The sequence below is a fragment of the Sphingosinicella xenopeptidilytica genome (assembly GCF_042676985.1).
In the GTDB taxonomy this organism is placed as follows: domain Bacteria; phylum Pseudomonadota; class Alphaproteobacteria; order Sphingomonadales; family Sphingomonadaceae; genus Sphingosinicella; species Sphingosinicella xenopeptidilytica.
This window is the reverse complement of the sequence record NZ_JBHTIK010000006.1, coordinates 39,820-56,456: the sequence shown is the minus strand read 5'-3', so window position 1 is coordinate 56,456 and position 16,637 is coordinate 39,820. Positions and strand designations below refer to the sequence as shown.

Annotated in this window: 12 protein-coding genes; 3 read left to right on the top strand and 9 right to left on the bottom strand. The window is 66.3% G+C overall.

What is annotated here, in order from left to right:
* Positions 1-49: 49 nt before the first annotated feature.
* Positions 50-2,113, bottom strand: a complete 2,064-nt coding sequence (locus ACFQ00_RS12135; RefSeq protein WP_381491054.1) for an LpqB family beta-propeller domain-containing protein — start codon at positions 2,111-2,113, stop codon at positions 50-52.
* Positions 2,114-2,253: 140 nt separating this feature from the next.
* Here ACFQ00_RS12135 and ACFQ00_RS12130 point away from each other — a divergent pair, with 140 nt between their 5' ends.
* Complete coding sequence (locus ACFQ00_RS12130) at positions 2,254-3,546, top strand: MFS transporter (RefSeq protein ID WP_381491052.1); 1,293 nt, start codon at positions 2,254-2,256, stop codon at positions 3,544-3,546.
* A gap of 4 nt (positions 3,547-3,550) precedes the next feature.
* Here ACFQ00_RS12130 and ACFQ00_RS12125 read toward each other — a convergent pair whose 3' ends face one another.
* The 3 genes from ACFQ00_RS12125 to ACFQ00_RS12115 are packed head-to-tail and all read right to left on the bottom strand — an operon-like array spanning position 3,551 to position 6,737.
* Positions 3,551-4,750 carry a M20 aminoacylase family protein gene (locus ACFQ00_RS12125; RefSeq protein WP_381491049.1) on the bottom strand — a complete coding sequence of 400 codons (1,200 nt, stop codon included), beginning with the start codon at positions 4,748-4,750 and terminating at the stop codon, positions 3,551-3,553.
* Positions 4,747-5,274, bottom strand: coding sequence for a UGSC family (seleno)protein (locus tag ACFQ00_RS12120; protein ID WP_381491046.1), 528 nt, complete (start codon positions 5,272-5,274; stop codon positions 4,747-4,749). Before ACFQ00_RS12120 ends, ACFQ00_RS12125 begins: the two co-directional genes overlap by 4 nt.
* Positions 5,271-6,737 (bottom strand): hypothetical protein, encoded by a 1,467-nt coding sequence (locus ACFQ00_RS12115; protein WP_381491044.1) that lies wholly within the window; start codon positions 6,735-6,737, stop codon positions 5,271-5,273. The genes ACFQ00_RS12120 and ACFQ00_RS12115 overlap by 4 nt, the downstream gene beginning before the upstream one ends.
* Positions 6,738-6,926: 189 nt before the next feature.
* On the opposite strand from ACFQ00_RS12115, the gene ACFQ00_RS12110 reads away from it, so the two are divergent.
* On the top strand, positions 6,927-9,266 hold the full coding sequence (locus tag ACFQ00_RS12110; RefSeq protein ID WP_381491041.1) for a TonB-dependent receptor: 2,340 nt from the start codon (positions 6,927-6,929) through the stop codon (positions 9,264-9,266).
* Positions 9,267-9,280: 14 nt separating this feature from the next.
* On the top strand, positions 9,281-11,092 hold the full coding sequence (locus ACFQ00_RS12105; RefSeq protein ID WP_381491038.1) for an amidohydrolase family protein: 1,812 nt from the start codon (positions 9,281-9,283) through the stop codon (positions 11,090-11,092).
* Between the two features lie 43 nt (positions 11,093-11,135).
* Here ACFQ00_RS12105 and amaB read toward each other — a convergent pair whose 3' ends face one another.
* Genes amaB through ACFQ00_RS12080 form a run of 5 tightly spaced genes read right to left on the bottom strand, consistent with a single transcriptional unit; the run spans position 11,136 to position 16,627 of the window.
* Complete coding sequence (gene amaB, locus ACFQ00_RS12100; RefSeq protein ID WP_381491036.1) at positions 11,136-12,650, bottom strand: L-piperidine-6-carboxylate dehydrogenase; 1,515 nt, start codon at positions 12,648-12,650, stop codon at positions 11,136-11,138.
* Between the two features lie 17 nt (positions 12,651-12,667).
* The gene (locus ACFQ00_RS12095) at positions 12,668-13,945 is read right to left on the bottom strand and encodes an NAD(P)/FAD-dependent oxidoreductase (protein WP_381491034.1); all 1,278 of its coding nucleotides are present in this window, start codon (positions 13,943-13,945) and stop codon (positions 12,668-12,670) included.
* Positions 13,942-14,883, bottom strand: coding sequence for a hypothetical protein (locus ACFQ00_RS12090; RefSeq protein ID WP_381491031.1), 942 nt, complete (start codon positions 14,881-14,883; stop codon positions 13,942-13,944). The genes ACFQ00_RS12095 and ACFQ00_RS12090 overlap by 4 nt, the downstream gene beginning before the upstream one ends.
* Positions 14,880-15,407: a peptidylprolyl isomerase gene (locus tag ACFQ00_RS12085; protein WP_381491029.1), complete on the bottom strand. Its 528-nt coding sequence runs from the start codon at positions 15,405-15,407 to the stop codon at positions 14,880-14,882. The genes ACFQ00_RS12090 and ACFQ00_RS12085 overlap by 4 nt, the downstream gene beginning before the upstream one ends.
* Positions 15,404-16,627, bottom strand: coding sequence for a metal-dependent hydrolase family protein (locus ACFQ00_RS12080; RefSeq protein WP_381491027.1), 1,224 nt, complete (start codon positions 16,625-16,627; stop codon positions 15,404-15,406). The genes ACFQ00_RS12085 and ACFQ00_RS12080 overlap by 4 nt, the downstream gene beginning before the upstream one ends.
* Positions 16,628-16,637 lie beyond the last annotated feature (10 nt).

Genomic DNA, 16,637 nt, shown 5'->3' with positions numbered 1-16,637 from the left:
GATAGGGCGCGGGCCGCCGCAAGTCGATACTGCCGGTTCGTGGCCGCCGTCATTGCGGGCCGCCGTGACGGGCGAACCAGCCGAGCAGGATGTTGATTTCCGATACGCGGTTGCTTGGATAGCCTTGAATCTCGTGGGCTTCATCGGGGTAGCGCACAAGGGCCGCTTCGATCCCGCGCAGCTTCAGCGCCGTATAGTACATCTCGCACTGGTTGATTGGCGTGCGCCAGTCTTCTTCGCTGCAAACAAGAAGCGTGGGCGTCTTCACGTTACCGACAAGGGAGAGCGGCGAGATCGACGTGTAGTGAGCTCCGTTCGTCCAGGGGACGCCGCCCGCCCAATGCTGCGTGTAGATCGCGGGGTTGTCGGAGAGCAGGCTCCACGAGGTGTAGTCGACCACGGGGTACTCGCTCGCCGCGGCGCGGTAGCGATTGGTTCGGCCGACGATGTAAGCGGTGAGCGTTCCGCCGCCCGAACCGCCGGTCACGTACATGCGGTCCTTGTCCACGAAGGTCAGGGCAGCGAGATAGTCGGCCGCGGCTTCGAATTCCGGATAGTCCGCGCCGGGGAAAGCCTTGTCCGTCGCCTGCGCGAACGCCTCGCCGTAGCCGGTCGAGCCGCGCGGGTTGATGTAGGCGACGACGTAGCCCTTTCCGGCCATCACCTCGTGGCGGTAGTCCCAGCGCGGGCCGAAGTAGAGATGCGGGCCGCCGTGGATGCTGAGGATCAGCGGATATTTGCGGGTGGGATCGAAGCCGGGCGGTTTCACGAGCCAGCCGGCGATCTCCACGTTTTCGACCTTGAACGTGAAGGGTTCGATGGTGGACGGTGCGCGGGTGCTGAGGAAATCGTCGCTGAGACGAGTGATACGGTGCGTACCGGGTTTTCCGACCATGCCGGCGGCGACGTCGCCGGGGGTGCGTTCGTCGGCGGTGGTGATGACGAAGGCGCCGTTCGGGGCAACCGAGAAGCCTGCGCCCCAGACGTAGGCGAGCGCCCAGCTTCCGAGTTTTTCGGCGATCGGCCGGATGCGCCCGTCGAGGCCGAAGCGGGCGAGGCGCGAGATGCCGCGGTCGTCGTAGCTCGCGAAGACGGCGCGGCTGTCTGCCGACCATTGCAGACCGCTGACGGGTCGATCTAGCGGCGCCGAGAGGATTTTCATCGCGTCGCCGCCGGCCGGCACGACCGCGAGCTTGGGGTCCTGATGATTGAGCGGGCTGCGTTCCGTTCTGAGGAAGGCGAGCCAGCGTCCGTCCGGGGAGATCGCGCCGCGGGCTTCTCCGCCGGGCAGGCTGGTCAGCTGCTGAACGGCGCCGCTTTGCGTGTCGACGCTGTAAACATCGCTCTCGCGCGGCGTGTAATCCGCTTCGTGCGCCGTATGCGCCGAGGTGACGAGGAAGCGGCCGTCAGGGGACCATGACAGGGTCCCGGCGACGCCGAGCGGCCCGCCGAACAGCGCCTCGCCGTGCGTGAGGCGGCGCACCTCGCCGGTGGCGACGGTGGCCACGAACACGTCGTGTGTCTCGTTCCCGATGAGGCCCGCGCCGTCGAAACGGAAACGCAACCGCTCCGTGATGAACGGCTGCGGCTGCCAGTTCGCGCCCTCCGGCGGCTTCTCGACCGTGCCGAGCGTCGGGGCCGGCGCGGAGACCTTCATGACGAAGGCGATGCGTGCGCCGTCTGGCGACCATGCGATGCGAGAGGGATTGGCCGGCAGCGTCCCGATACGACGCCTTGTGCCGTCGGTGGGCGAGAGGACGTAGATCTGGCGCGCCTCGTCGGTGGCGTCCGAAAGTGCGACGAAGGCGAGCGCGCGCCCATCCGGCGACCAGCGCGGTTCGGCGACGTCATCCGCCTCACCGCTTGCGGCGCGCTGTGATTTGCCTGCGAAATCCGAAAGCCAGAGCTGACTGCGATAGGTGTCGGCCTTCGGGTCCATCCATTCCTTGAGATAGGCGACCGTTTTCCCATCCGGCGAAAGGGCCGGGTTCATCGCATACGCGATGCCGAACAGGTCGGTCGCGCTGATGGGCGGCTTGGCGAATGCCGTTGAAATCGCGGCAGCGGTCAACGCTGCGCCGATCATGATCGGCTTTGCTTTCTGAAATATCACGTTTCTCACCCCTACCCCGCAGGCTCCATCCAACACCTGAATCTTCATGTTGTTTCATCTGATATATTTCTTTACGGTCCCTGACGAGAGGGAATGCGGACCGCAAGGATGCGCGCAAGGGAAGGGACAGAACACCCGTCATGACAGGCCAGGTTTCCATTAAAAGACGGCACCTCGCGGGCATTGTGATGGGCAATGTGCTCGAATTCTACGATTTTACGGTGTTCGGCTTCTTCGCGCTGCAGATCAGCCGCAACTTCTTTCCGACCGACGACGCGTTCAGCGGGCTTCTGCTCGCGCTCGCCACCTTCGGCGTCGGTTTTCTCGGCCGCCCCGTGGGCGCGCACTACATCGGGCGCTATGGCGATAGGGTGGGCCGCAAACCGGCGATGCTGCTGAGCTTTTCGCTGATGGGCGGCGCGCTGCTGGTGATCGCGTTGACGCCGCCGCATCACATGATCGGCGTTGCGGGCGCTGTCATCGTCGTGATCGCCCGGCTGGTGCAGGGGTTCGCGATCGGCGGCGAGGTCGGGCCGACGACCGCGATGCTGATCGAGGCCGCGCCGCGCGGCCGGAAAGGCATGTATGGCGGCTGGCAGATCGCGAGCCAGGGCATGGCGATCCTGCTCGCCGGAGGCGTCGGCCTTACCATTTCATCGCAGCTGCCGCCTGCGGACGTGGACGCATGGGGCTGGCGCGTGGCGCTGCTTCTGGGCGCCGCATTGCTGCCACTCGGCTTCTGGCTGCGCCGGACGCTGCCGGAAACCCTGCCCGAAGACGTCGCGGCGGCGGATCATCAGCCTTCGCAATCCGCAAGCCTCAGCTTCATTTCGCTGGGGATCGTGCTGATCCTTTCGGGCACGGTGGTCAACTACACGCTCCAGTACCTGACGACCTACGCGATCACGACGCTGGCGCTCGATCCGGTGACGGCGTTCGCCTCCACCTCGGTTGTCGGCGGATGCCTGATGCTGTTCGGCCTCGCGGGCGGTTTCCTGTCGGACTTCACCGGCCGCAAGCCGATGGTGATCCTGCCGCGCATCCTGCTGCTTCTGCTCGCCTATCCGGTGTTTTCGAACCTTGTGGCGGCACCAAGCGAGCAAGGCCTGCTGATCGGTGCCGCGATGCTGGCCGCGCTTTACGCGCTCAGCACGGCAGCCGCGAACGTCAGCGTCGCTGAAGGGCTGCCGCGCGCGCAGCGCAGCCGGCTCTATGCGCTGATCTACTCGATCGCCGTCGCGGTTTTCGGGGGCACGACGCAGTTCATCATCGCGGCGCTCATCAAGTGGACGGGCAATCCGGTGGCGCCAGCCTGGTGCATGGTGGCCGCCAGCATCGCGGCGATCGCGGTTGCCTTCGCGATGCGCGAAACGGTGGGCGAACGCCGCCGCTTCCGCGCGCCGAAGGCGATTGCGGAGGGCGCCGGCGCTTGACGGTTCAGACCGGGAGGAGCGCCTCGGCGAGCGCGCGCCAGTAGCGCACGCCGAGCGGCAGCACCGCATCGTTGAAATCGTAGCGGGCGTTGTGGACGCTGAGACCGTGGCGCCCCTCGATGCCGTTGCCGACGAGCACGAAGCAGCCGGGCTTTTCGGTGAGGTAGCAGGCGAAGTCCTCGCCGCCCATCGTCGGCTCTTCAAGGTCGACGACGTTCACCTCGCCGACAAGGCCCACCATCACAGCGCGCGCCTTTTCGGCGAGCGCGGCGTCGTTGATGAGCGCCGGGAAGCCGACTTGATAGTTGATCTCGGCCTGCGCGCCGAAGCTTGCGGCCACGCCCTGCGTGATCTGGTGGACGAGCGCTTCGGCCTGCTTACGCGCGGGTTCACTCAGCGCGCGGACCGTGCCCACCATTTTCACGTCGTCCGCGATGACGTTGAACGCCGAGCCGCCCATGATCTCGCAGACCGATACCACGACCGGTTCGGCGGGGCTGAAGAAACGGCTGGAGATGGTTTGCAGGGCACCGATCACCTGCGCCGAGACCATGATGGGATCGATACCGAGGTGCGGCCGTGCCGCATGGCAGCCCTTCCCGACGATCCTGATCTCGAACCGGTCGGCGGCCGCATAGATGACACCCGGCTTGATGCCGAAGCTTCCGGCCGCGATGCCGGGTCGGTTGTGGATGCCGAAGATCGCCTCCATCGGAAACCGCGCGAACAGGCCGTCGCGCATCATCGCGAGCGCGCCTGCGTCGCGGTGCGTGCTGCCCGGCACGGCCATGCCGAGCGCCTCTTCGGCGGGCTGGAAAACGAGGTAGATCGTGCCCGCGAAGTTGCGGGTGGCGCAGAGTTCGCGCGCGGCGCCGAGCAGCATGACCGTGTGCCCATCATGCCCGCAGGCGTGCATCACGCCGGGGTTTTGCGACGTATGCGCCTCGTCGCTGTCTTCATGGATCGGCAGCGCGTCCATGTCCGCCCGAAGCCCGATGGCGCGGTCGCCCGGCTTCCCTCGAACCACGGCGACAAGCCCGGTGCCGCCGATGCCGCGGTGGAGTTCATCGACACCGAAGGCGAGCAGCTTTTCGGCAACGAAGTCGGATGTCTGCAGCTCGGCAAAGCCCAGCTCCGGGTGGGCATGGATATGGTGCCGCCAGTGAGCGAGCTCCGAAGGGGCGGTGCGCGCGTCTGCCGTCATTTCCGGCGGGTTATGGCACAGATCACGTCCTCGATCACATTTTCCGCCATCGCATAGAGCTGATCCGCCGTCCGGTTCTGCACCGGGTGCGGCACAAAGATCGAGGCGCCATCGAAGCCGATCGTTTCGCACTGACCGGCGAAGGCGCTGCGAAACTCTTCGGTGAGCACGCTGACGCCGGGCACGCCGCGCGCATCGAGATCGTTGAGGTCGTGGGTCGAGCAGGACGTGCAGGAGCCGCAATCGGAAAGCGCGACGACGACCACGTCCGCCTCCTCGGCGATCTCCTGAAGCATCTCCACGGGTGCGGTGCGCGTGTTCGTCGGCTTCTTCCAGCGCTTTGTGGCGACGCCGCGTTCCGCGAAAAGCTGTTCCAGCCGATCGATGAACTCGTCGCCGCGCATCTTGCCGATATCCATCAGCGCCACGGTGATATCATCGAGCGACCACGGCGGTGTACGGCGCGCGCGGCGGACGGGCGCGGCTTCCGCTGTCGGGTCGCGAAGCACGGTTGTGGTGCTCACAGGGCGATCCTCCTTGTCACGGGTTGCGATTCGTAGCGGAAGCGGCCGCCGGTCCAGCCGCCGCAGATCGCCGAATACAGGCCCGCCTGCCCGCCTGCGCGCACGATGAGCAGGCCTTCGGGCCAGAACTTGCTCACCATCTCACCCGCGCGATCGGCAGCGATGCCTTCACCGACGCCCTGCGCGCCGAAAACCAGCTCCGCGCCCGGGCGGACCATTTCCGCGTGAAGTTCGGCCGTGATGCGCGCGCGGTCCCACCCCGCATTGCGGAAGATCGCGTAATGCTCCGGCGAGAGGACAAGCATGGCGTTGGTGAACTCGGCCAGTTTGGGATGCCCGACCGCCAGCAGGGACATGGCGAGCGATTTCGCCATCTGTTCGGGCGTGGCGGAGCGTTGATCGACGACGCCCTGAATGCCGTCCCCCTGAAACAGCGTGACGGCATTCTCCCCGCGCTCCAGCCCGCGCGCGACCGAGAGCGGCTCCCAGCTCGGGTCCGTCTCGTCCTCCGCGAAGCAGAACGTGTATTTGCCCGGGCCGCCGAGCGTCGACCGGTCGAGATCGCCAGGTATACCGCCGCCGACGTTGCGGATAATGAGTTGCAAGGCCCGGCCGATGGTCGCGTTGGCGCGGTTGCCCTGGCCGAGCGCGTTCATGCCCCAGTTCATGCCGATGCGCTTCGCTATGGGTCCGTTCACGACGATGATCGGCCCCGAAAAGCAGGTCGTGCACAGCAGCCCGTGCATGGTGAAGACCGGCTCCAGCGCGGCTTCGACCGCGGCAATCACGACCGGCATATATTCCGGCTTGCAGCCCGCCATGACAGCGTTGATGGCGATTTTCTCGATCGTGACGGGCGAGAGATTGGGCGGGACGCGCCCGACGACTTCGTGTTTGTCGCGGCGGGTGCCGCCGAGCATCCGCAGGATCCGCTCGTCGGTGGGCGGGATAATCGGAAGGCCGTCCGTCCACCCGCGCTCGAAGGCCGCCTCAAGCGGGTCTTCGAAGCCGGTGATCACGATCTTGCGGGATTCGAGGCCGGAATCGCCGAAACGGGCGACAAGATGCTCATAGACCCCCGGCTCGCGGCTTTTCGAACCGCAGCCCGGCTGGAACGCGCGCAGATCCTCGCCGAGATCGGCAAGCCCCGTGATGCGGCGCCATTCCGCCCGATCCCAGCCGAAAACCCGCTCCGCTTCTTTGCCATCCGCGAATTTGAGCAGGGTGGGCGTGACTTCGATATCGTCGTGAAAGGACTGTTCCAGCGTCGAATCGTCGATGGCGAGCGGGGAGAAGAAGGCCGGATCGTCCTGCACGAAAACGGTCGCCTGCCCCGTTTCAACGAGCCGCGCGATCAGAGGCTGCAGGAGAGTGCAGGTTTCGCAGGCTTTTTTCACATATATCTTGAACGAAACAGCGCTTTCCATGACGTCGTGCGCTTTGTCTTCCACCCCAATGCCCATTCCATATTCCATTGTAATGAATGATATTTTCTTGATTGAGGCGATTTTCGGGAAGCACGCCGTCAGGGTCAATAAGATATATCAAAATCAAATTCTCTGAAATTTCCTAGCATCTGATTGACGTGTGTTCAACTGATATATAAGCTGCAACCAACGATTAGAGCTAAAGTTGGCAAAGAGGGGGTGAAAATGAGGGAATCCGGAACACTGAAGGTGGGAACGGCGCTTGCGACAGTGCTCGCGGGGCTAACGGCGGCGGCGCCAGCCTGGGCGCAGTCGGCAGAAACAAGGCCTGTCGCGTACGAAGAGATCGTCGTCACCGCGACGCGGCGCGCTCAGGCCCTCTCGGACGTTCCGCTCAGCATCGCCGCCTTCGATCAGGAGATTTTCGACAAGAAGGGCGCCAAGTCGATCGAGGACATGGTGCGGATGACGCCCGGCCTCAGCTTCCAGCAGGACACCGGCGGCTTCACGCAGCAGATCGCGATCCGCGGCATCAAGTCCAACGTCGGCGCGCAGACGACGGGCATCTACATCGACGGCACGCCGATCCAGGTGCGCTCGCTCGGTGTCGCCACGACCAACTTCTATCCGACGCTCTTTGACCTGGAGCGTGTCGAGGTGCTGCGCGGACCGCAGGGAACGCTGTTCGGCGCGGGCTCGCAGGGCGGCGCGATCCGCTTCATCACACCGCAGCCGTCATTCGACGGCAAGATGGACGTCTATGCGCGCGGCGGCGTGCAGGTCACCGAAGGCGGCGGGGTCGGCTACGAGATCGGTGCGGCGTTCGGCGGTCCGATCAGCGAGAACGTCGCGTTCCGCGTGAGCGGCTACACGCGGCGCGACGCGGGCTATGTCGACCAGATCAATCGCTTCAGCGGTGATATCGTGGACAAGAACATCAACAGTCAGCAGCGCACCTCGATGCGCGCGGCGCTCGCGTTCAGGCTGAGCGACGAACTGACCGTCACGCCGTCGTTCTTCATGGAGATAGACAAGGCGGACGACCGCGGCTTTTTCTGGGAGAGCTATTCGGATCCCAAAAAGGGACGTTTCCTGAGCGCGTGGAACAAGCAGCCTTTCAAGGATGAGGTGTATCTGCCCGCGCTCAATATCGAATGGAAGGGCGAGGCTGTCGAGGTCATCTCGGAAACCTCCTACTTCCGGCGCAACTTCCGGCGCTCGCTGGATTTCTCCACGTACACGCCGCAGTTCTTCGGCATTCCGCTCGCGCCGTTCGACTATCAGTCGGAAAGCATCCTGACGCCGAAGCAGAAGCAGTTCACGCAGGAATTGCGCGTGCAGTCGGCCGATCCCAACGCGCGGCTGAAATGGGTGTTCGGCGCGTTCTATCAGCGCTCACCGTTTTCGAACCTGCAGCTCGTCGTCGACCCGCAGCTTCCGGCGCTGACGACCTCGCAGGGGTGGACGATGCTGAGCTTCTGGGGCAGCAACCTCATCGGGGACCTCAGCTTCAGCGGCGATACCAATGCGCTCGACAAGCAGATCGCGGGCTTCGGACAGATCGACTACGAAATCGTCGACGGCCTCACCGCAACCGTCGGCGCGCGGTATTCGAAGACCAAGTTCAGCTTCACGAACGTCGGCCGGGGTCCGCTCTCGAACGGCGCCACGACCAGCGGCAAATCGTCGGAAACGCCGTTCACGCCGAAGTTCGCGCTGTCCTACAAGCCGGGCGCGGGCGATCTCGTCTACGCGAGCGCCTCCAAAGGCTACCGCATCGGCGGCGCCAACCGCACGGCGCTGCCGCCGGTCGCCAACTGCCTCGCGAACCTGCAGCAGCTTGGGTATGATTCGGTGCCGCCGACCTTCAAGTCCGACACGCTCTGGACCTATGAACTCGGCACCAAGAACAGCTTCGCGGACGGCCGCGTGCGTGTGGAACTCACCGGCTTCTATTCGCGCTGGAAGGACATCCAGCGCAGCGTCAGCCTTTCGGCGTGCGGGGGCAGCTTCATCGGCAATGCCGGCGAGGCGGTTTCGAAGGGCTTCGACTTCAGTGTGGGCGCGCAGCTCTCCGACAGCGTCTCGCTGAACCTTGCCGGCGGCTATACCGACGCCAAGCTCGACGAGACGATCTTCGGCAGCCGCAACACGTCGACCACGCCGCCGACACCGCGCACGATCGTATCGAAGGGAGATTCGCTGGGTGTTCCCGCGTTCACGCTTTCCGCGGGCGCGCAGTACGACGGGACGCTGATGGGCAGGGATTTCTATGTGCGGGCCGACTATGCCTACACGTCGAAGGTCTCCGGCCTTACGCCCGGCCGCAACCCGGCAAACGTGCTCGCCTATGATCCCGACCTTGTCCGCGACGATGCCGTGAGCCTCGTTTCGCTCCGCACCGGCATGCAGATCGGCGACGCGGACGTCTCGCTGTTCGTCGACAACCTGCTCGATCAGGCGCCGACGATCAGCCGGTATCACGAAGCGGTCGGCATCGACGCGTTCTTCCAGACGACGGTGCGTCCGCGCACGTTCGGGCTGACGGTGACCTACCGGCGCTAGATGGGATTTCGCTGATGCGAAACCAGTTGACCGGCGGGTTGCCGCTGCGCGGACTTTTCACAGCCGCCGCGCTGCTGCTGCTTTCCGGTCAACCCTCCCTGCCCGCGCTGGCAGACGATGGCGCGGTGCTGGCCCTTGTCGGCGGAACGGTATTCGACGGCACGGGCGCGCCGGCGCGGCAGGCAACGGTGATCGTGGCGGGGGACCGGATCCGCGCGGTCGGCCCGCACCTCGCAGTACCAAAAGGGGCAACGATCATCGATGTGAGCGGCAAGGCCATTCTGCCGGGGCTGTTCGATCTTCACACGCATTGGACACCCGAGGGAGAGCCCAGGACGACGCCGCAGATCGCCGCTGCGTATGTGGCCGCGGGGGTAACGACGGTTTTCGATTTTCACCAGCAGCCCGAAAGCTTCGAACCGCGCCGGAAATGGCTTGCCTCGCTCATAGCGCCGCATGTCCAGTTTGTTGCGCGGATCAGCACGCCCGGCGGACACGGCGCCGCGTGGGGCGATCAGAACACGACGACCTGGATCAACAGCCCGCAGGCCGCGCGCGCAGCCGTGGAAAGGCTAAAGCCCTACAAGCCCGATGCGATCAAGATCTTCACCGACGGCTGGCGCTACGATCTGTTTCCCGACAACAGCAGCATGGACGAGAAGACCCTGCACAGTCTTGTCGCGGCCGCCCACCACGCGGGCTGGCCTGTGCTGACACACACGGTGACCGTGGATCGCGGCCTCGCCGCGGCGCGGGCGGATGTCGATGTCATCGCACATGCCTTGCAGGATCGGCCGATCGACCGCGCGGCCATCGGGCAGTTTTCCAGGCACGCCACGGGCCTTGCGCCGACACTCGCGGTATACGAGCCGGGGAAGTACGCGCCGGACGCGCCGTTCGACGAAAAGCAAACCCGCCAATTCGCCCGCAAGTTCGAAACGGCATCGCACAATGTCCGGAAGATGCACGCCGCCGGTATCCCTATCGGCGTCGCGACGGATTCTGGGATGACCAACATCCGCCACGGCGTATCGACGCAGCGTGAACTGGAACTGCTGGTGCAGGCCGGACTCTCTGCATCCGAAGCGCTTGTCGCGGCAACGTCAACGAGCGCGCGGCTGGTGAAGCTTGATCATGACCGCGGCACCATCGCGCCGGGGCAGCGCGCGGATCTTCTGGTGGTGGATGGAAAGCCGTGGCAGCGGATCACCGATATTTACCGCGTGAACAGGGTGCTTATCGACGGGCGCCTGATCTTCGGCGAAGGCGCGCCCGGCGTTTTGCAGGAGACTGCCGCCACGCATCTGCCCCCCGTTTCCGTGCAACCGCTGATCGACGATTTCGAGCGCCTCGATGGTCGCACCGCGCTCGATACCGTGCGCCTCGACACCTTCGATGGCGGCGTTGATCGCTCGTCTCTGATCACGCAGATCGTGCCGGGCGGCACGAAGGGCCACATCCTGCAACTTGCAGGCCGCATGTCCGCGAAAGATGACGCGTTTGTCGGGGTGATCTTTCCCCTGTCACGCGGCTCCGTAGCGCCCGCCGATCTCAGCGGCTATCGGGGTTTGCGTTTCGATCTGAACGGCAAGGGACCGTTCACGGTGCGGCTGTATGGACCGGGTTCGAACTGGGCCGCGACCGTCGAGGGCAGCGCCGATTGGCAGACCGTCGATCTTCCCTTCTCGCGATTGGAACCCGAGACCGGCCGCCATGTAACGGCGCGCGCATGGGATGCCGGCGCGATATTCCAGGTGGAGATCAGCGCGACGCGGCCCGGTGGGTATAGCGTGTCGATGCAGCTTGATAATATGGCCTTCTATTAGGGCCGTTCGCCTTCACCGATCCGATCGGGGTCACCCTCGAACGTCACACCTCGAATGTCACGCCCTGCGCCAGCGGCAGGCTGGTGCCGTAGTTGATCGTGTTGGTGGCGCGGCGCATGTAGGCCTTCCATGAATCCGAGCCCGATTCACGGCCGCCGCCGGTTTCCTTCTCGCCGCCGAATGCCCCACCGATCTCGGCGCCCGACGTTCCGATATTGACGTTGGCGATTCCACAATCGGAACCGCGCGCGGAAAGGAAGCGCTCGGCCTCCCGCATGTCGGTGGTGAAGATCGACGAGGACAGGCCCTGACTGACGGCATTGTTGAGCGCGATGGCATCCACAAGATTCGTGTAGCGCATCACATAGAGGATCGGCGCGAAAGTCTCCTGCAGCACCGGACCTGCCTGAGAGGCCATCTCCACCATGGCAGGGCGGACATAGGCGGCATCGGGCCAGCCGCCGATCTCGACACGCTCGCCGCCCGTCACGATACCGCCCGACGCGGCCGCCGTTTCCAGCGCGCCCCGCATGGACTCCAGCGCCCGGCCATCGATGAGCGGCCCGACCAGATTGGTCTCGACGAGCGGATTGCCGACGCTGACCGATGCATAGACGGATTTCAGCCGGGCGACGAAGCCATCGTAGATCGTCTCGTGCACGAACAGCCGGCGCAGTGTCGTGCATCGCTGACCCGCCGTTCCCATGGCCGCGAACGCGACCCCGCGCAGCGCGAGATCGAGATCGGCGCTGGGTGTGACGATCGCGGCGTTGTTGCCGCCCAGCTCCAGAATGGCGCGGCCGAAGCGGCCGGCGAGCCGCTGGCCGACCTTCCGGCCCATTTCAGTGGAGCCTGTCGCCGAGACGAGCGGGACGCGCGGATCGTCGACCAAAGCCTCCCCGACTTCCCGCCCGCCGATCACGAGCCCGGCGAGGCCATCGGGCGCGCTCGAGCGGACGAGGACGCGGTCCAGCAGGGCCTGAACCGCGAGTGCCGAGATGGGCGCCTTTTCGGAGGGCTTCCAGACAATGGCGTTGCCGCACACCAGCGCGAGCGCGGCGTTCCACGCCCACACGGCAACGGGGAAATTGAACGCGGAGATGATCCCGGTGACGCCGAGCGGATGCCAGGTTTCCATCATCCGGTGATCCGGACGCTCGGTCGCGATGGTGAGGCCGTAAAGCTGGCGCGAAAGACCGACGGCGAAGTCGCAGATATCGATCATCTCCTGCACTTCGCCGAGACCTTCCGATGCGCTCTTGCCGACTTCGATCGAGACCAGCCGGCCCAGTGCCGCCTTGTGGACGCGGAGTTCCTCGCCGAGCAGGCGGACGAGTTCGCCGCGACGCGGCGCGGGCACATCGCGCCAGAGCAGGAAGGCCGCGTGTGCGGCACTGATCGTAGCCTCCACGGCCTTCGCGTCATGAACAGCAATGGAGGCGACCTCCTCGCCGGAGATGGGAGAGTGCACGCGCAGCGGACCCTCGGCGATGCCTACGCCCAATGCCGAGAGAAGATCGGCGATTTCTGCCTTGAGGTCCAAACCGTTGGAAGCCATTGCACCCTTCTCCGTGTTCAAAATCGCTCGCCCAGCGCGTGCGCGATGCACGCGCCGTGCTCGTAAATCTGCTCGCGCACGCGGCGCAGCGGCATGTGCGCGAACGGCGTTTCCGGAAGCGGCAGCGCTTCGCCGTGCAGCAGATACCGCGCCAGCGCCCTGCCGAACACCGTGCCGGGCGCAATGCCGCGGCCGTTGTAGCCCGAGATGCCGAGCACGCGGCCCAGCGTGTGAAAGCGGGGCAGCGCATCGGTGGTCATGCCGATCGTGCCATACCATTCATATTCGAAATCGATGGGCCCAAGCTGCGGGAATATCCGCGCGAGCGTACGTCGCGCCCAGTTTCGGTGCGCGGCCTTCGCTGCACCGCGCAGCGCACCGACGCTGCCGACGACGAGGCGCCCGGCGGCATCCAGCCGGAAGGAACTGAGGATCTGCCGCGTATCCCACGCGCCCTGCTTTCCGGGCAGGACGCTGCCGAGTGCGTCTTCGGAAAGCGGCGCTGTGGCCAGATTGAAATAAGGGAGGCCGGCTAGCTCTGTGCGTACCTCGCCCCAAAGGGCGCCCGTATAGGCGTTGGTAGCGCAGATCACATGTTCGGCGGTCACGGTGCCCGATGCGGTTTCGAGGCGCATGTGCGGGCCCCGTTTGGCGCAGGCCGTGACGGGGCTGGCTTCATGGATCACCGCGCCCGCCGCGATCGCCGCCGCCGCGAGCCCGCGCGCGTAGGCCAGCGGCTGGATGGTTCCGGCCCGCGCATCGAGCAGCGCCGCGCCGTAGACACCGCTGCCGATCGCGGCACGGGCTTCATCCCCGCGCAGCAGCCGTACCGGCGCGCCGCGCGCGGCCCACTGCGCATGGCGGCGTTCGAGATCGCGTTCGCCACTGCGGCCCACGGCGCAGTGCAGCGTGCCGGTGCGAACCGGTTCGCAAGCAATGTTGTGTTGGCCGATGCGTTCGAAGACGAGGCCGGGGCCTTCGCCGAGCGCACCGACAAGGCGCTCGCCATCGTCCGCGCCCATCCGGCGCACGACCTCGTCGGGCGGCAACCACAGGCCCGCGTTGACGAGACCGACGTTGCGGCCCGAACCGCCGTATCCGATGCCCGCAGCTTCGAGGACGACGACGCTGGCACCGGCTTCGGCGAGATGCAGCGCCGCCGACAGGCCCGTGTACCCTGCCCCGACGATGGCGATGTCGGCGCGCGTATCGCCGATGAGCGGCGCGGTTCGCGGCGGCGGCGGGGCGCTTGCCGCCCACAGGCCGTGCGACAGCGGATCGCGGTCCACGGTCACGGCGCTTGCCACCGCGCCAGCAGCAGTTCGGCGGCGGCGAGGTCTTCGAGCGCGAGGCCGACGGACTTGAACAGCGTTATCTCGTCGTCGTTTCGGCGGCCTTCAGTGCGGCCGGCGAGGATGTCGTCGAACAGCTTCACCTTGGCCCGGTCCACGAGGCCCGCTGCGATGGGCTGGGTGAGATCGCCCGCCGTTTCCAGCGCGCCGGGTCCATCGGCGACGATGACGGCGCGCGCGGCGAGCGCATCGTCCGCCTCGCGCATCGACGGCGTGAAGCCGCCGACGAGGTCGATGTGCGTGCCGGGGCGAACATCCGCGCCGTAGATCAGCGGCGCGGTGGACAGAGTCGCGACGCTGACGATGTCCGCCGCGCGCACGGCCTCCCCGAGATCCCGCACCGGCTCTGCGGGAATCCCTTCCGCCGCGAGGCGCGCGGCCATGGCATCCGCCGCTTCGCGACGCCGGCCCCAAACCATGATCCGCCGCGGGCGAACGACCTCGGCATAGCAGCGGCAAAGCGCGTGCGCGACCTGCCCGGTCCCGGCCACCAGCAGAACCGATGCGCCGGGCCGTGCGAGCGTCTGCGCGGCGAGAACCGAGGCCGCCGCCGTGCGTCGCTCGGTGAGCGCGGGGCCGTCGATGAGCGCGCGCGGCTCGCCCGTCGCCGCGTCGAGCGCGACATAGAGCGCCCGCACCGCTCCGCCCGGACGCGCGGCGAGCGCGGGATGTACGGTCACCAGCTTGACGCCGATGAGGCCGCCGGGATTGACGGCGGGCATGACGAGGAGATGCTGGTCGCCCTGTTCGCCGTAGCGGATCGCCATGCGCGGGGGCGCGATCGGCGGTGTGATGAATGCGGCCCGCAATGCATCGACAAGCGCGGACCAGGGCAAAAGCCGGTCCACGGTCGCGGCATCGAGATAGGGGATCGAACTCACAGCAGGCGGATCCGCAAGATCGGGATTTCGGTCGAAAGCAGTTCCTGCGCTTCGGCGGCTTCGAACAGCCTGTCAAGCACATCGAACCCCTCCACGAGTTTTCCGAACGCTGGGAACCCCTGTCCGTCGGGCTGCCGCGCGCCGCCGTAATCCAGCGAAGGCTCGTCGCGGCGGCAGATGAAGAAGCTGTGATAAACCGCGCCCGGCGCGAAGCGCGCGAGGGAGATCGTGCCGCGCTCGTGGCAAAGGCCGGTTTCCGCCGTGGACTCGTGCCGCAGGCTGGGTATGGGCGCCACCTCGGGCTGCCGAACACCGCCCTGCACCACCTCGATCGTCACGGGCTGATCGTCGTCCTGATTGGCATCGGTCGCGATGCGGTAGAAGCTCGTTCCGTCAAAAAGGCCGGCGGCGACGTCGCGCAGGAAATAGCCGGCGGTCTCGGGCGCGCGCGCCACGTCGACATGAACGCGCATGTCGCCAAGCGGCGTGCTGATCAGAACCCGGCGATCGGCGGCTTCACTCACGCGGGGAGCGCATTCTTGTGCACCGCGCCGTCCTTCATCACCATCACGAGCGCCTCGGGCCGCCCGAGGATGCCGATGTCCGCAAGCGGATCACCATCCACCACAATGATGTCGGCCAGATAGCCCGGCCGGATCGCGCCCAGCTCGTCCGCCTTGTTGATGAGCGCGGCGTTCACCGATGTCGCCGAACGCAGGATGTCCGCCGCGCGCATCACCTCGCGGCGCAGCAGGAACTCCTCCGACTGATGCGCCATCAGCGGCCCCAGCAGATCGGAGCCGAAGCCGATGCGCGCGCCGCTCGCCTGCAGCAGATCGAGCGAGTGCAGCGCGTGCTTCTCCACCTCCACAGTCTTCGCGAGGCTGACTGGGGACAGGCCGAGCGCCGCACCCTCATCGATCAGCTTGCGCAGCGTTACCAGGGTCGGCACTGCGTAGACATCCTCTGCGCCCGCCACGGCAAGTGCTGTCTCCTTGTCCAGCATCGTCGCGTGTTCGATCGACCGGACGCCCGAGCGGATGCAGCGCATCACCGCATCCGCCGTGTGCGCGTGCGCCATCACATAGGTGCGGCGCGTCGCCGCCTCGTGCACGGCGGCGGCGATCTCCTCGTCGCAATACTGGGCCATCCAGTAGGGATCGGAGGGCGACGCAACACCGCCGGAAAGAAACAACTTCACCTGCGTCGCGCCAAGCCGCAACTGCTCGCGCGCGGCCTTCCGCACTTCGTCGACGCCGTCCGCGAGCATGGTCAGCGAGCCGCAATAGGCGCAGCCGCATTCGATGCCCGAACCGCGCATGTCGCCGTGCCCGCCGGTCTGGCTGAGCGCGAGGCCGGAGTAGAAGAAGCGCGGCCCCCGGATCAGCCCGCGTTCGATGCCCATGGCGAGCGTGATATCGCCGCCCGCCGCATCGCGGACCGAGGTGAAGCCGCGCTGCAGCGCCTCTTCAAGCGCACGCCGCGCATAAAGTGCGCGGAGGCCCGGGCGCATACGATCGAGCGTGCCGAGGTTCACCTCCGCCGCATAGGCGTGGAAATGCGCGTCGATCAGCCCGGGCATCACGGTGCGGCCGCGCACATCAATCACGCGCGCGGCATCGCTGGCTTGGGGCTGCTCGTGGATCTCCACGATGCGCCCGGCGCGGATCACGAGGCTGCGCCCGGGCAGGAGCGTATCCCCCACACCGTCGAAGACGGCGCAGTTGTTGAGGATGAGGGTCACGGTGCGTCCG

Coding starts and splice junctions, on each gene's coding strand:
- amaB (WP_381491036.1), bottom strand. CDS start 12,650: ATGGCTTCCAACGGTTTGGACCTCAAGGCAGAAATCGCCGATCTTCTC.
- ACFQ00_RS12110 (WP_381491041.1), top strand. CDS start 6,927: ATGAGGGAATCCGGAACACTGAAGGTGGGAACGGCGCTTGCGACAGTG.
- ACFQ00_RS12105 (WP_381491038.1), top strand. CDS start 9,281: ATGCGAAACCAGTTGACCGGCGGGTTGCCGCTGCGCGGACTTTTCACA.
- ACFQ00_RS12130 (WP_381491052.1), top strand. CDS start 2,254: ATGACAGGCCAGGTTTCCATTAAAAGACGGCACCTCGCGGGCATTGTG.
- ACFQ00_RS12125 (WP_381491049.1), bottom strand. CDS start 4,750: ATGACGGCAGACGCGCGCACCGCCCCTTCGGAGCTCGCTCACTGGCGG.
- ACFQ00_RS12115 (WP_381491044.1), bottom strand. CDS start 6,737: ATGGGCATTGGGGTGGAAGACAAAGCGCACGACGTCATGGAAAGCGCT.